This is a genomic window from Kitasatospora sp. NPDC088861 (assembly GCF_044750105.1).
Lineage (GTDB): Bacteria > Actinomycetota > Actinomycetes > Streptomycetales > Streptomycetaceae > Kitasatospora.
The window spans coordinates 1-13,170 of sequence record NZ_JBIVJF010000051.1; the positions used below are offsets into that span (position 1 = coordinate 1).

At 72.1% G+C, this 13,170-nt stretch carries 12 protein-coding genes and 1 tRNA gene; 7 read left to right on the forward strand and 6 right to left on the reverse strand.

Annotated features, from left to right (window positions below; all coding sequences use genetic code 11):
* The first annotated feature begins 518 nt into the window (after window positions 1-518).
* The 3 genes from ACIP37_RS36750 to ACIP37_RS36760 all read left to right on the forward strand — a co-directional run bounded on the left by ACIP37_RS36750 (window position 519) and on the right by ACIP37_RS36760 (window position 2,061).
* Window positions 519-600, forward strand: a tRNA-Leu gene (locus ACIP37_RS36750).
* Between the two features lie 139 nt (window positions 601-739).
* Entirely contained in the window at window positions 740-1,612 is an 873-nt protein-coding gene (locus ACIP37_RS36755) for a Bax inhibitor-1/YccA family protein (RefSeq protein WP_363589740.1), read from the forward strand.
* 80 nt (window positions 1,613-1,692) lie between these two features.
* Complete coding sequence (locus ACIP37_RS36760; RefSeq protein ID WP_363629614.1) at window positions 1,693-2,061, forward strand: hypothetical protein; 369 nt, start codon at window positions 1,693-1,695, stop codon at window positions 2,059-2,061.
* A gap of 93 nt (window positions 2,062-2,154) precedes the next feature.
* Here the strand turns inward: ACIP37_RS36760 and ACIP37_RS36765 are convergent, their stop codons facing one another.
* The 3 genes from ACIP37_RS36765 to ACIP37_RS36775 form a co-directional block, all read right to left on the reverse strand.
* Window positions 2,155-3,123 carry a hypothetical protein gene (locus ACIP37_RS36765; RefSeq protein WP_400809764.1) on the reverse strand — a complete coding sequence of 323 codons (969 nt, stop codon included), beginning with the start codon at window positions 3,121-3,123 and terminating at the stop codon, window positions 2,155-2,157.
* A gap of 290 nt (window positions 3,124-3,413) precedes the next feature.
* Window positions 3,414-4,634: an acetyl-CoA C-acetyltransferase gene (locus tag ACIP37_RS36770; protein WP_063348024.1), complete on the reverse strand. Its 1,221-nt coding sequence runs from the start codon at window positions 4,632-4,634 to the stop codon at window positions 3,414-3,416.
* 62 nt (window positions 4,635-4,696) lie between these two features.
* Window positions 4,697-5,779, reverse strand: a complete 1,083-nt coding sequence (locus tag ACIP37_RS36775) for an SGNH/GDSL hydrolase family protein (RefSeq protein WP_363585475.1) — start codon at window positions 5,777-5,779, stop codon at window positions 4,697-4,699.
* A gap of 232 nt (window positions 5,780-6,011) precedes the next feature.
* Between ACIP37_RS36775 and ACIP37_RS36780 the strand changes: the two genes are divergently transcribed.
* The 3 genes from ACIP37_RS36780 to ACIP37_RS36790 all read left to right on the forward strand — a co-directional run bounded on the left by ACIP37_RS36780 (window position 6,012) and on the right by ACIP37_RS36790 (window position 9,760).
* Window positions 6,012-7,436, forward strand: a complete 1,425-nt coding sequence (locus ACIP37_RS36780) for a cystathionine beta-synthase (protein ID WP_400328293.1) — start codon at window positions 6,012-6,014, stop codon at window positions 7,434-7,436.
* A 509-nt stretch (window positions 7,437-7,945) separates the two neighbouring features.
* A complete protein-coding gene (locus tag ACIP37_RS36785) occupies window positions 7,946-8,281 on the forward strand; it encodes a hypothetical protein (RefSeq protein ID WP_063348021.1) in 336 nt (111 codons plus the stop codon).
* A gap of 192 nt (window positions 8,282-8,473) precedes the next feature.
* Complete coding sequence (locus ACIP37_RS36790) at window positions 8,474-9,760, forward strand: Ig-like domain-containing protein (protein WP_350880015.1); 1,287 nt, start codon at window positions 8,474-8,476, stop codon at window positions 9,758-9,760.
* Between the two features lie 27 nt (window positions 9,761-9,787).
* On the opposite strand, the gene ACIP37_RS36795 is transcribed toward ACIP37_RS36790, so the two are convergent.
* Window positions 9,788-10,150, reverse strand: a complete 363-nt coding sequence (locus tag ACIP37_RS36795; protein ID WP_350880013.1) for a cupin domain-containing protein — start codon at window positions 10,148-10,150, stop codon at window positions 9,788-9,790.
* 138 nt (window positions 10,151-10,288) lie between these two features.
* Window positions 10,289-10,954, reverse strand: a complete 666-nt coding sequence (msrA, locus tag ACIP37_RS36800; RefSeq protein ID WP_363621317.1) for a peptide-methionine (S)-S-oxide reductase MsrA — start codon at window positions 10,952-10,954, stop codon at window positions 10,289-10,291.
* Window positions 10,955-11,125: 171 nt separating this feature from the next.
* On the opposite strand from msrA, the gene ACIP37_RS36805 reads away from it, so the two are divergent.
* On the forward strand, window positions 11,126-12,280 hold the full coding sequence (locus tag ACIP37_RS36805; RefSeq protein WP_063348017.1) for a cystathionine gamma-synthase: 1,155 nt from the start codon (window positions 11,126-11,128) through the stop codon (window positions 12,278-12,280).
* 172 nt (window positions 12,281-12,452) lie between these two features.
* Here the strand turns inward: ACIP37_RS36805 and ACIP37_RS36810 are convergent.
* On the reverse strand, window positions 12,453-13,170 hold a 718-nt coding region (locus ACIP37_RS36810; RefSeq protein ID WP_400845337.1), incomplete at its 5' end, for a collagen binding domain-containing protein.

Consider the following 13,170-nt stretch of genomic DNA (forward strand, 5'->3'; position numbering starts at 1 on the left):
AAGTCGACGCTGACGTTGTCGAGGGCCACGACGCGGGTCTCCCCGTCCCCGTAGACCTTGTTGAGGCCGGTGGCGCGGGCGGCCGCCAGGCCGGTCCGGACGGCGGTTGCGGTCGACGTGGTCACGGGGGTGCTCCTTGGTGGTCGCGGGCTGCGGGAGACGCGCTGGGCGCCTGGACGGCCGGGCCGCCAGGGGCGCCCGGCCGTACCTCCATGCTCCGCCGTGTGATCACGAGTTCTCGTCGCTCCGCCGGACGGTTGGCCTGACCACCGCTGGGCGTACGGCCAGGTGACGCCCTCCTCCTGGGGTATGACGCCGACCCTGAGCGCTGGGCGGTGGCCGGAACTCGTACACTTCGTGGCCGAATTGCGGACTGTTCGTCAGATCGCAAGGAAACATGACAACTTCCCTGGCTGGGAACATGCGAAAGGGCGAGGCGGGCGACTAGGCTCTGGGGTGGCCCGCACCGGGGGTGGAGCGCTTCTTCTCCGGCCGATGGAGGGGTCCGTCCTCAGGACGCCCGGATGGTGGAACGCAGACACGGGCAGCTTAAAACTGCTTGGCCGCGAGGCCGTGCCGGTTCGAGTCCGGCTCCGGGCACCGCTCGACTCGCGGGGGCGCCGACGGCGTCCCCGCCGGGAGTCGTTCAGTGATCCTCCTCGCGGCGTATCCCGATATTTTTGCCAAGCCATTACCCTGGTGGCTGGGCGGTGCAGTGCCGCCACGGAGGGAATGTGCAATGAGAAGCAGCAACCCGGTCTTCTCGCGGGAGGGGTCCTTCACCCGCGAGCCCGGCTACGCGGGGTTCGGTACCACCACGCAGGCCGGGGGCCAGTACGGCAACAACCCCTACGCGGGGACCCCTTACGCCCAGCAGCCGCAGGCGCAGGGCCCGCTGACCGACGAGCAGCTGTACGAGATGTACAACGGGCCGTCGGCCGGCCCCGCCGCCACCGGGCGGATGACGCTCGACGACGTGGTCGCGCGCACGGCCATGACGCTGCTGACCCTGGTCGCCGCCGGCGCGGTGGCCTGGTTCGTGCTGCCGTTCGAGAACTTCGGCTTCGCGATCGGCGCCAGCCTGGTGGCCATGGTCGTCGGCCTGGTGGTCTCCTTCAAGCGCAGCGTCAGCCCGCCGCTGATCCTGACCTACGCGGCTCTTGAGGGCTTCGCGCTCGGCGCGGTCACGCACGCGCTCAACACCGTCATCAACGGCATCGCGATCCAGGCGGTGCTGGGCACGGCGGCGGTCTTCGCGGCGATGCTGTTCGCCTACAAGAGCGGCCGGATCCGGGTCACCGCGCGCTACACCCGGATCGGCATCGCGATTGCCATGGGCTTCGTGCTGCTGATGCTGGTCAACATGATCGCGATGGCGTTCGGCGCCGACATGGGGCTGCGTTCAGGCCCGCTGGGCATCGTGGTCGGCCTGATCGGCATCGCCCTCGGCGCCTTCTTCCTGTCGCTGGACTTCGCGGCGATCGAAGAGGGCATCGCCCAGGGCGCGCCGCAGAAGGAGGCCTGGCGGGCCGCCTTCGGGCTCACCCTGTCGCTGGTCTGGATCTACGTCGAGATGCTGCGCCTGATCGCGATCCTGCGCGGCGACGACTAATCGCGTTCCCGCCGTACCACTGCCGCCGGGCCCCCGGAGCGAAACGCTCCGGGGGCCCGGCGGCGTTTAGGCTCCCTGTCATGCATGACGTACAGCTCCTGGTCGAAGCCGTCGACTCCTTGGCGGATCGTTTCCGCTCGCTGCCGCAGAGCAAACTGCTGGGCGCCGTGCCCGGGTACGAGTCCCGGGCGGGGGCCGCGCTGGCGTTGGCCCGGCGGCTGGCGGCCCTGGCGCTGGCGGCGGAGGGCGGGCCGGAGCGGGAGTTCCCGGACGCCGGGGCCTTCGCGGCGGGGGACCAACTGGCCGTCGCCGGGCACGACCTGGCGGCCGCGCTGGCGGCGCTGCCGGAGGGCGACGCGGTCGCCCTGCCGGGCGGGCCGGTGGCGGCCGCGGAGGTGCTGGCCGGGGCGCTGGCCGCGGTGCGCGAGACGGCGGCGCTCTGCGGATAGACGTCCGGACACGCCGAAGGCCGGCCGGGTCGGTAACCCCTTGACCCGGCCGGCCTTCGGCGTGCTGTGGTGTGCCGCGCTGCTGGGGCGGCGTCAGATGCTGGCGACCACCCGGTCGGCGAGGACGTAGACGGCCTCCTCGTCGGTGGAGAAGGTCAGCGAGTACGAGCCGGAGAAGCGCGAGCCGCCGAGCAGCCGGACGTGCTCACCGGCACGGACCGCGTCGATCAGCCGGTAGGCGGCCTCCCGGTCGCCCGGGGCCACGCAGAGCGTGGTGCCGTCGGCGAAGGCGTACACGTCCAGGGTGCCCAGCGGGCCCGGGCGGACGTCGATCAGGGCGACGGCCTCGTCGGCGAGGGTGGCCAGCCGGGTGTCGGTCCACTCGCGGGACGGCGCCTGGCTGGGCACGAAGTCGGGGTGGGAGGGGTGGCGGCGCGGGTCGGGCGCGGCGACCGGGGCGTCCTCGACGGCCTGGTCGGCGTCCAGCAGCCCGGCCTCCAGGCCGGTGGCCAGCAGGTCGGCCTCGCGGCGGGCGCGGGCGTCCCCGGTGGGTTCGGCGGAGCCGGCGGAGGAGGTGCCGGCGGAGAAGGTGCCGGTGCCCTGGCCGGGGAACAGCGACGAGCCGCCCTCGGGTCCGGGCTCGGCGGGACCCTCGTTGATCAGGTCCTCCAGCGCGGAGCGCAGCGCCTCGCCGAACTCCGGGTCCATGGTGCCGGCGTTGTCGACGGCGTCCTGCGGGCCGGTGGGGCGGGGGAAGAACAGCGGCCACTCGTCGGTGCTGGCGAACGGGCCGGTGTACGGGGAGTCGAACAGTGGCGCGTCCTCGGCCGCGCGGGCCTCCTGCTCGGCCCAGAACGCCCGGGCCTCGGTGATCTCCCGCTCGCGGTCGGCGGCGAGTGCCTCGGTGACGGCCTGGCGTATCGCGGCCTGGTCCACCGGGGCGGGTGCGGCCTGGGCCGCGGCCCGCGCGTCCAGCCGGCGGGAGAGTCCCCGGAGGTGGAGCAGCACGGCGGTCGACACGGTGATCAGGATCAGCAGCAGGATGGTGTAGACGGCGCTCACGGAACGTACTCCTAGCGAGGAGCGGAACGGGGTTACGTGTCCACACTGCCGCATCCGGGGCTGTTGCCGCAGTGGCGAATGTCTAATTTGTGGGGGACTTTCGCTCTTGTCCCCAAATTGTTAGGTAACACCGTTCTACGCAGTGGAGTTGATCCGCTCCGCAGTGTCGATTTCCGAGCTGAAAACGAGCGAAAAGAGGGCCGGATCGACCTCGCGATGTGATCCGGCCCTCAATTACTCACGGTCACTCCAAATGGGTGGTCCAGACCCTTTCGGGGCGGCCCGGCGGGTCAGCTGAGCCGCTCGATCACCATCGCCATGCCCTGGCCGCCGCCGACGCACATGGTCTCCAGGCCGAACTGCTTGTCGTGCCACTGCAGGGAGTTGATCAGGGTGGTGGTGATCCGGGCGCCGGTCATGCCGAACGGGTGGCCGACGGCGATCGCGCCGCCGTTGACGTTCAGCTTGTCCAGGTCGATGCCGAGATCCCGGTAGGACGGGATCACCTGGGCGGCGAAGGCCTCGTTGATCTCGACCAGGTCGATGTCGTCGATGGTCAGGCCGGCCCGCCGCAGCGCCTGCCGGGAGGCCTCGACCGGGCCGTAGCCCATGATCTCGGGGGAGAGCGCGCTGACGCCGGTGGAGACCACCCGGGCGAGCGGGGTGATGCCCAGCTCCCGGGCCTTGGTGTCGGACATGATGACCAGCGCGGCGGCGCCGTCGTTCAGCGGGCAGCAGTTACCGGCGGTCACGGTGCCGTCCGGCCGGAACACCGGCTTCAGGCCGGAGACGCCCTCCAGTGTGACGCCGGCGCGCGGGCCGTCGTCCTTGCTCACCACGGTGCCGTCCGGGAGCGTCACCGGGGTGATCTCGCGCTCCCAGAAGCCGGCCTTGATGGCGGCCTCGGCGAGGTTCTGCGAGCGGACGCCGAACTCGTCCTGCTCGGCGCGGGTGATCCCCTTGAGCGCGGCCAGGTTCTCGGCGGTCTGGCCCATCGCGATGTAGGCGTCCGGCAGCAGGCCGTCCTCGCGCGGGTCGTGCCACTCCCCGCCGCCCTCCTCGGCGCGCTTGGCGGTACGGGCCTGGGCCTCGTCGAAGACCGGGTTCGTGGTGCCCGGCATGCCGTCCGAGGTCCCGTTCACGCTGCGCGAGACGGTCTCCACGCCGGCCGAGAGGAAGACGTCGCCCTCGCCGGCCCTGATCGCGTGCAGTGCCATCCGCGTGGTCTGCAGCGAGGACGAGCAGTAGCGGGTGATGGTGGCACCGGGCAGGTAGTCCATGCCCATCTGGACGGCCACGATGCGGGCCAGGTTGTGGCCCTGCTCGCCGCCGGGCAGGCCGCAGCCGAGCATCAGGTCGTCGATCTCGCGCGGGTCGAGCTGCGGGACCTTGGCCAGGGCGGCCTGGATGACGTGGGCGGTCAGGTCGTCGGGGCGGACGTCCTTGAGCGAGCCCTTGAAGGCCCGGCCGATCGGCGAACGGGTGGCGCTGACGATGACGGCTTCGGGCATGGCGGGCTCCTCGCTGGGTGACGGCGGACAGGCGTCCGGGAGGAAAGTTACCGCCTGGTAGATCAGGCGTCACCCGTCCCGGCGTGTGAGCTGGCCGACGTGTCGCCGGCCTCTGGAACGGCTCCTTCCCCGGCCTCCTCGGGCGCCCACGAGCCGGGCAGCCCGACCCGCAGCCGGTGGCGAAGCAACGCCCAGCGGCGGCCGGCGCCCTCCGCCTCGACGGCCGCGACCTCGGTGCCCGAACGCCCGGCCGCGGCGGCGGCGGCCATCGCCACCGGCAGCACCGTCCCGCCCGGCACGGGTGCGGCCGGGCGCTCCTCCTCCGGCCAGAGACCGAGCGCGGCGCACACCGAGGGCAGCACGGCCATCGCGGCCGTCGCGTAGCCCTGGGCGGACGGGTGGTAGCGGTCGGCGGCGAACATCTCCGGGCGCGCCGCGAACTCAGGGCCCAGCAGCGAGCCCAGCGAGACCGTCCGGCCGCCGGCCTCCACGACCGCGATGGTCTGCGCGGCCGCCAGCTGCCGGCTCAGCCGACGGGCCACCCAGCGCAGCGGCGGGTGCACCGGCTTGATCGTCCCGAGGTCCGGGCAGGTGCCGACCACCACCTCGCAGCCGTTCGCCCGCAGCGCCGCGACCGCCTCGCCGAGCTGGCGGACGGCCAGCTGGGCCGGGCTGTGCCGGGTCACGTCGTTGGCGCCGATCATGAGCACGGCGACGTCCGGGTGGTGCGGCAGCGCCTGCTCCAGCTGGCCCGAGAGGTGGGCGGAACGGCCGCCGGTGCGGGCCACGTTGACCAGCCGGACCGGGCGTTCGGCCACCGAGGCCAGGCCCGCGGCCAGCAGCGCGCCCGGGGTCTCCCGGGCCCGCAGCACACCGAGGCCGGCGCCGGTGGAGTCACCGAGGACGGCCAGCACCAGCGGCGGCTGCGTGGCGGCGGAGCTGTCGGCGAAGGCCTCGCCGTAGACGCCGTCGGCCTTGGGCGGATCGCCCTCCAGCACGCCGATGGCCTGGATCGCCAGCTTGCTCTCGGTGAGCAGCACGCCCACCAGGCCCACGCCCAGCAGGCCGAGCCCGCCGCCGCCGTACGCCGCCGCGGTGGCGATCCGGCGGGCCACCCGGGCCCGCGAGTCCTGTGCCCCTGGCATCCGATGCCCCCTTCGCGTCCTCGTGCCGCCCCCTCCGGGGCCATGGCGATGCCTGCACCCCCCTCCTACCCGCGCGGGGGCCGGGGCTACCTGCGGGGCTGGGCCATTGGGGGGAGGAGGGCGGGTGGGGGGCCGCCGCGCGGGGCCGGGGCGGGGTGAGGGACGGGTGGGGCGGAAGGGCGGGCTGGGGCGGGCGGCACGGCCTAGGCTTTGCAGTACCGAAAGCACTCGCATGCCCACAACCGGGAGGACCCCCGTGCGGTACCACAACTCGATCATCGACCTCGTCGGCAACACGCCGCTGGTCAAGCTGAACAAGGTCGCCGAGGGCATCAGCGCGACAGTGCTGGCGAAGGTCGAGTACTTCAACCCCGGCGGTTCGGTGAAGGACCGCATCGCGATGCGCATGATCGAGGCCGCCGAGGCCTCGGGCGCCCTGAAGCCGGGCGGCACCATCGTCGAGCCGACCTCCGGCAACACCGGTGTCGGCCTGGCGATCGTGGCCCAGCAGAAGGGCTACAAGTGCATCTTCGTCTGTCCGGACAAGGTGTCCACCGACAAGATCAACACCCTGCGCGCGTACGGCGCCGAGGTGGTCGTCTGTCCCACCGCCGTGGCCCCCGAGCACCCGGACTCGTACTACAACGTCTCCGACCGGCTCGTCCGGGAGACCCCGAACGCCTGGAAGCCGGACCAGTACTCCAACCCGGACAACCCGGCCTCGCACTACCACTCCACCGGTCCGGAGCTGTGGGAGCAGACCGAGGGCCGGATCACCCACTTCGTGGCGGGCGTCGGCACCGGCGGCACCATCTCCGGCACCGGTAACTACCTGAAGGAGGTCTCGGGCGGCAAGGTCAAGGTGATCGGCGCCGACCCGGAGGGCTCGGTCTACTCGGGCGGCACCGGCCGGCCGTACCTGGTCGAGGGCGTGGGCGAGGACTTCTGGCCGACCGCCTACGACCGTGACGTCGCCGACGGCATCGTCGCCGTCTCCGACAAGGACTCCTTCCAGATGACCCGCCGCCTGGCCAAGGAGGAGGGCCTGCTCGTCGGCGGCTCCTGCGGCATGGCCGTGGTGGCCGCGCTGGAGGTGGCCAAGGACCTGGGCCCGGACGACGTCGTGGTGGTGCTGCTGCCGGACGGCGGCCGCGGCTACCTGTCCAAGATCTTCAACGACGACTGGATGGCCGACTACGGCTTCCTGCCCTCGGCCACCGACGAGGCGCACATCGGCGAGGTGCTGGCCCGCAAGGACGCCATCGAGCACGAGGGCATCCCGCAGTTCGTCCACATGCACCCGAACGAGACGGTCGCCGAGGCGGTCCGGGTGCTGCGCGAGTACGGCGTCTCGCAGATGCCGGTGGTCTCCCCGGGTGCCGGTCACCCGGACATCATGGCCGGCGAGGTGATCGGCTCGGTGGCGGAGAAGCTGCTGCTGGAGGGCGTCTTCGCGAAGGAGATCGAGCTGACCGACACGCTGGACCGGGTGATGTCCAAGCCGCTGCCGGTCGTCGGTGCGGGCGAGACGGTCACCAACCTGATGACCGTGCTGGAGAAGGCCGACGCCGCGGTGGTGCTGGTGGAGGGCAAGCCGCAGGGCATCGTCACCCGCCAGGACCTGCTGGGCTTCCTCGCCGGCCGCGCCGCGCACTGACCCGTCGGCCCAGGCCCCGGCCCTGACCGGCCCCGCCGCCGGCCCCGATCCCGCCGCCGGCCCCGGTCGGCGGGGCGGACGAGGGTTCGCCCACGCTTTGCCCGCGGTTCGCCCACGGGCGAAGTGGTACACCGGCGTCACCTGCCCGCAGCACGCGGTTAACAACGGTCCGGCATCGTGGTGGTCAACGGCAAGACGCCGAGCGAGACGACGGCAACTGTCCGGGAGCGGCTCCCCGGCGGACGCGGTCGGCTCCGGACACGTCGGGCGGTCCTGACCCGGCCCGCCGTGTCCGCCCTCCAGCCCGGCAACGGGGGAGAGGGGCCTCCGCGGGAGGCGCCGTCGTCCCGCCCCTGCCCGGCTGCGGCCGGTCGACAGGGTGCGGCGGCTCCCGCGGCACCTCGCGCCGCACGGCGCGTCTCCGCGGTTCCCGGGTGGGGGAACCGAGGCGGAGAACGGCAGGGCCGGTCCTTCTCCGAGGGACCGGCCCTTCCCGTACGCTCACACGCATGACCAGCACTGAAACCACCCAGGACGAGCCGCGCTACGTCCGGCTCAAGATCGAGCTCATCGCGGAGATCACCGACGAGGGCGCGCTCAAGGCGGCCGCCCTGAAGCAGGTGACCGAGGACGAGTACCTCGACGACGACGAGCGCGCCCAGTCCGTCGACGCCATCGAGGTGGACCCGTCGGGTTCGCTCGCCCACTTCATCGACCCGGTGGCGCTGCTCGGCGACGTGCCGGGTGTCGAGCTGGCCTCGGCGACCTGGGAGTCGGCGCAGACCGAGTTCGACCCCGAGAACGAGGGGTGGGACGAGTACGTGGTGGACGAGTCCGCCGAGTAGCGGCCTCGCCCCGCTGGCTCGTCACCGCTCGTGAACGCCCGGTCTGCCCCGCAGGCCGGGCGTTTTTTCCCTGTTCACCGGGAAGTTGGGTCATCTCATACGATCGCTTACCCTTCGGAGGTGGAACCGTGCACGGGCGGATTGCGTTTCTGTATCCGTAAATGCCCGGGATGATCAGCAGGGAGACGCGACGTGACGGCACGGGACGGTCAGGGGCGGGCAGGCGGAGGCAACTGGAGCCGGCGCGGAGTGCTCGCGGGCCTGATCGGGGCGCCGGTCCTGCTGCTCGCGGCCTGCAACGACACCAAGAGCGCCGACGCCAACGGCTCGGGCGGCTCGGGCGGTTCCGGTGGAACCCCGGGCACCGGCAGCGGCTCCGGCGGGACCAGCAGCGCGCCGAAGACCTCGACCGCCGTCATCACCGTCACTCCTGCGGACGGTGCCGCCTCCGCCAGCTTCAGCGAGCCGGTCAAGGTCACCGTCAGCAACGGCACCCTGGGCACCGTCAAGGTCACCGACTCCACGGGCAAGGAACTGGCCGGCCAGCTCGCCTCCGACGGCGCCAGCTGGACCTCGGCCGCCGCCCCCGCCAGCGGCACCAAGTACACCGTGGCCGCCACCGCCCTCGACAAGGACAAGCTGGAGGCGGACGCCAACGCCACCTTCACCACGGCCACCCCGGCCAACACCTTCGTCGGCTACTTCACGCCCGAGGACGGCTCGGTCGTCGGCGTCGGCATGCCCGTCTCGATCACCTTCAGCAAGCCGATCACCGACCGCAAGGCCGTCCAGCAGGCGATCACCGTGATAGCCGAGCCGGGCGTCGAGATCGTCGGGTACTGGTTCTCCAGCACCCGCCTCGACTTCCGGCCGCAGGAGTACTGGGCCAAGGGCACCAAGGTCACCCTCAAGCTCCGGCTCAAGGACGTCGAGGGCGCCAAGGGCGTCTACGGCACCCAGTCCAAGGACGTCCGCTTCACCATCGGCCGCGCCCAGACCAGCGTCGCCGACCTCGGCGCCAAGAAGCTCACCGTCACCACCGACGGCCAGGTCAGCGCCGTCTACAAGATCTCCGGCGGGTCGCCCGAGCACCGCACCTGGGGCGGCAAGATGGTGATCTCCGAGCAGTTCCAGCAGACCCGGATGAACTCGCAGACCGTCAACCTCGGCAGCGAGTACGACATCGCGGACGTGCCGCACGCCCAGCGGCTCACCACCTCGGGCACCTTCATCCACGGCAACTACTGGTCCTCGTCGTCGATCTTCGGCGGCCAGAACACCAGCCACGGCTGCATCGGCCTCCAGGACGCCAAGGGCGCGCAGGACGGCAGCACGGACGGCTACAAGTTCTACAAGAGCTCCATGGTCGGCGACGTGGTCGAGGTCGTGAACTCCGGCGACAAGACCGTCGCGCCGGACAACGGCCTGAACGGCTGGAACCTCGGCTGGGCCGCCTGGAAGGCCGGCAGCGCGGTCTGACGCCGGGAGCCGCCGGGAGCCCGCCGGTCAGCGCTTGGCGTAGTCGGCGAAGCCCTGCCAGTCGACGATGACGCAGGGCTCGTCGCCGACGATCCAGGCGTCGTGCCCGGGCGGGCAGATCATCAGGTCGCCGGGGCCGAACTCGGTCTCCTGACCGTCGTCCATGACGATCCTCATCCGGCCCGAGACCACGTACCCCGTGTGGGCGGCCCGGCAGCTGTCGGTCCTGGCGATCGGCTTCACGTGCTTGGACCACTGCCAACCCGGGTGGAACACGGCCCGGCCCACCGGGCCGGCGTCCAGGTTGACCAGGCGCAGCTCCCCCGTGCCCTCCTCGAAGGGGCGGACCTCCTCGGGGGCGTCGAAGTTCATGCGGACGAGACCGGACATGGCGCACTCCTCTCCGCGCGGACGGCCCGGCCGCCCGCGCGGAGAGGAGGCAGGCCCGTCTGCTGGCCCTTCCAGTCTGCGCCCCGACCGGCGGGCGGTCACCTCGGGTGGCCGGCCCGCCGGAACGGTCACGGACGGTCAGCCCTGCGTGCGGGCCACGCCGATCGGGCAGGAGGCGCCGGTGCCGCCGAGGCCGCAGTAGCCGTTCGGATTCTTGGCGTCGGACAGGTACTGCTGGTGGTACGGCTCGGCCGGGTAGAACGGGCCCGCCGGGGCGATCTCGGTGGTGATCGGGCCGTAGCCGAGCGCGGTCAGGGCCGGCTGGAAGGCGTCCCGGCCGGCGGCCGCGGCGGCGGCCTGGGCGGGGGAGTGGGTGTAGACGGCGGAGCGGTACTGGGTGCCGACGTCGTTGCCCTGGCGGTTGCCCTGGGTCGGGTCGTGCGCCTCCCAGAAGGTCTTCAGCAGCCGCTCGTAGGAGATCACCGAGGGGTCGAACACCACCCGGACCGCCTCGGTGTGCCCGGTCAGCCCGCTGCACACCTCCTCGTACGTCGGGTGGGGGGTGTAGCCGCCCTGGTAGCCGACCAGCGTCGTCCAGACACCGGGCAGGCGCCAGAACGTCCGCTCGGCGCCCCAGAAGCAGCCCAGCCCGAAGTCGGCCACCTCCAGGCCGTCCGGGTACGGCCCGGTGAGCGGGTGGCCGAGCACGGTGTGCGGCTCGCGCAGTGCGAAGCCCGGCGACTCCCGGCCGGGCAGCGCCTGGTCGGCGGGAACGAGCGAGGTCTTGTGGCGGTTGAACAGCACGGCCTGCTCCTGCGGGGTAGGGAGGGTTGCGCAGGATTCAACGCGGCGGGCCGCCCCCGGATTCCGGCGCCGCCCGGATTCCGCCGCAGCCCCGGTTCGCAGCCGGCCCGGTTCACGGCGGGCTGGGACGTTCCGGAGGGCGCCGGGCCGCACGGCCACTAGGCTCGACCCATGACCGAGCACCAGCTTCCCCAGGGCTTCGAGACCCTCGCCATCCACGCGGGTCAGGAAGCAGACCCCCAGACCGGGGCCGTCGTCACGCCGATCTACCAGGTGTCCACCTACAAGCAGGACGGGGTGGGCGGCCTGCGGGGCGGCTACGAGTACAGCCGCAGCGCCAACCCGACCCGCACCGCGCTGGAGGAGTGCCTCGCGGCGCTGGAGGGCGGCGCCCGAGGCCTCGCCTTCGCCTCCGGCCTGGCCGCCGAGGACACCCTGCTGCGCACCATCCTCAAGCCGGGCGACCACATCGTGATCCCCAACGACGCCTACGGCGGCACCTTCCGGCTGTTCGCCAAGGTGCTGACCCGCTGGGGCGTCGAGTTCTCCGTCGCCAACACCCAGGACCTGGCCACCGTCCGGGCCGCGCTGCGCCCCAACACCCGCGCGGTCTGGGTGGAGACCCCGTCCAACCCGCTGCTGGGCATCACCGACCTGGCCGCGCTCGCCGAGGTCGCGCACGGCGCCGGCGCGCTGCTGGTGGTCGACAACACCTTCGCCAGCCCGTACCTGCAGCAGCCGATCGCGCTCGGCGCGGACGCGGTCGTGCACTCCACCACCAAGTACATGGGCGGCCACTCGGACGTGGTCGGCGGTGCGCTGGTGCTGGCCGACGCGAGCCTGGGCGAGGAGGTGGCGTACCACCAGAACGCGATGGGCGCCGTCTCCGGGCCGTTCGACGCCTGGCTGGTGCTGCGCGGCATCAAGACGCTGGGTGTCCGGATGGACCGGCACAGTGCCAACGCGGAGAAGGTCGCCGAGCTGCTGGCGAGCCACCCGAAGGTCAGCCAGGTGCTGTACCCGGGCCTGCCCGAGCACCCCGGCCACGAGATCGCCGCCAAGCAGATGAAGGCCTTCGGCGGCATGGTCTCGTTCCGGGTCCAGGGTGGCGAGGAGGCTGCGGTCGAGGTCTGCAACCGCGCGCAGCTGTTCACCCTCGGCGAGTCGCTCGGCGGCGTGGAGTCGCTGATCGAGCACCCGGGCCGGATGACCCACGCCTCGGTGGCCGGTTCGGCGCTGGAGGTGCCCGCCGACCTGGTGCGCGTCTCGGTCGGCATCGAGTCGATCGACGACCTGCTCGCCGACCTCAAGCAGGCACTGGGCTAGGACGCGTTCAGAGGCCCGGATTCTGTTGAGGATCTTCGGCCTCGATGAGCCGGCTGGGGACCTCGGTGGTCACCTGACGCGCTGTCGGCGCACTCGGCCGGAGGAGCCCCTGCGGGCTCCTCCGGCCGGTCCATCGCGTCATGCCCTCACGCGCTCGCGCCGGAGCGGTCCTTCAGGAGCGCTTCCAGGAAGTGGGCGACGCGGAAGCGCAGTCCTCGTTCGGACCGGACTCACCGCGTACCAGGTCCCAGAGGTTCCATCCGCCCCACAGGGTCCATGAGTCCGCTGAGGCCCATGAGTGCGGCGGGTGAGGGGGGCGCGGACACGGCTTCGGCGGGCACTTCTCGTCCTCGACCGTGATCGTCACACACGGGCAGTCCACGGTCAGTTCGACCGTGGTCACCGCGGTCTGGGGCAGTTCGTAGCCGGGGGGAGCGGCGGTTTCCTGCCAGTAGTAGGTGCCGAACGGAAGGTTGTCCGCGGAGCAGGTGCCGTTCGCTCCGGTGGTGCAGGGGGAGCCGACGGGGGTGTCGGGGTTGGTTCCGGTGGTTTGGAGGCCGGGGACGCCGTTGGTCTCGTGCCAGAGTTGGAAGGTGGCGCCGGCCAGTGGTTGTCCGGTGGCGGAGTCGACCTTGGTGACCGTGGTGGAGCCGGTCGGGGCGATGGTCTTGGTGTCCTGGACGGTGACGGGGATGCTCTGTCCGTCGGTGTCGAGGACCACGGTCGTCACCGCGGTCTGGGGCAGTTCGTAGCCGGGGGGAGCGGCGGTTTCCTGCCAGTAGTAGGTGCCCAGCGGGAGGCCGCTTGCGGAGCAGGTGCCGTTCGCTCCGGTGGTGCAGGGGGAGCCGACGGGGGTGTCGGGGTTGGTTCCGGTGGTTTGGAGGCCGGGG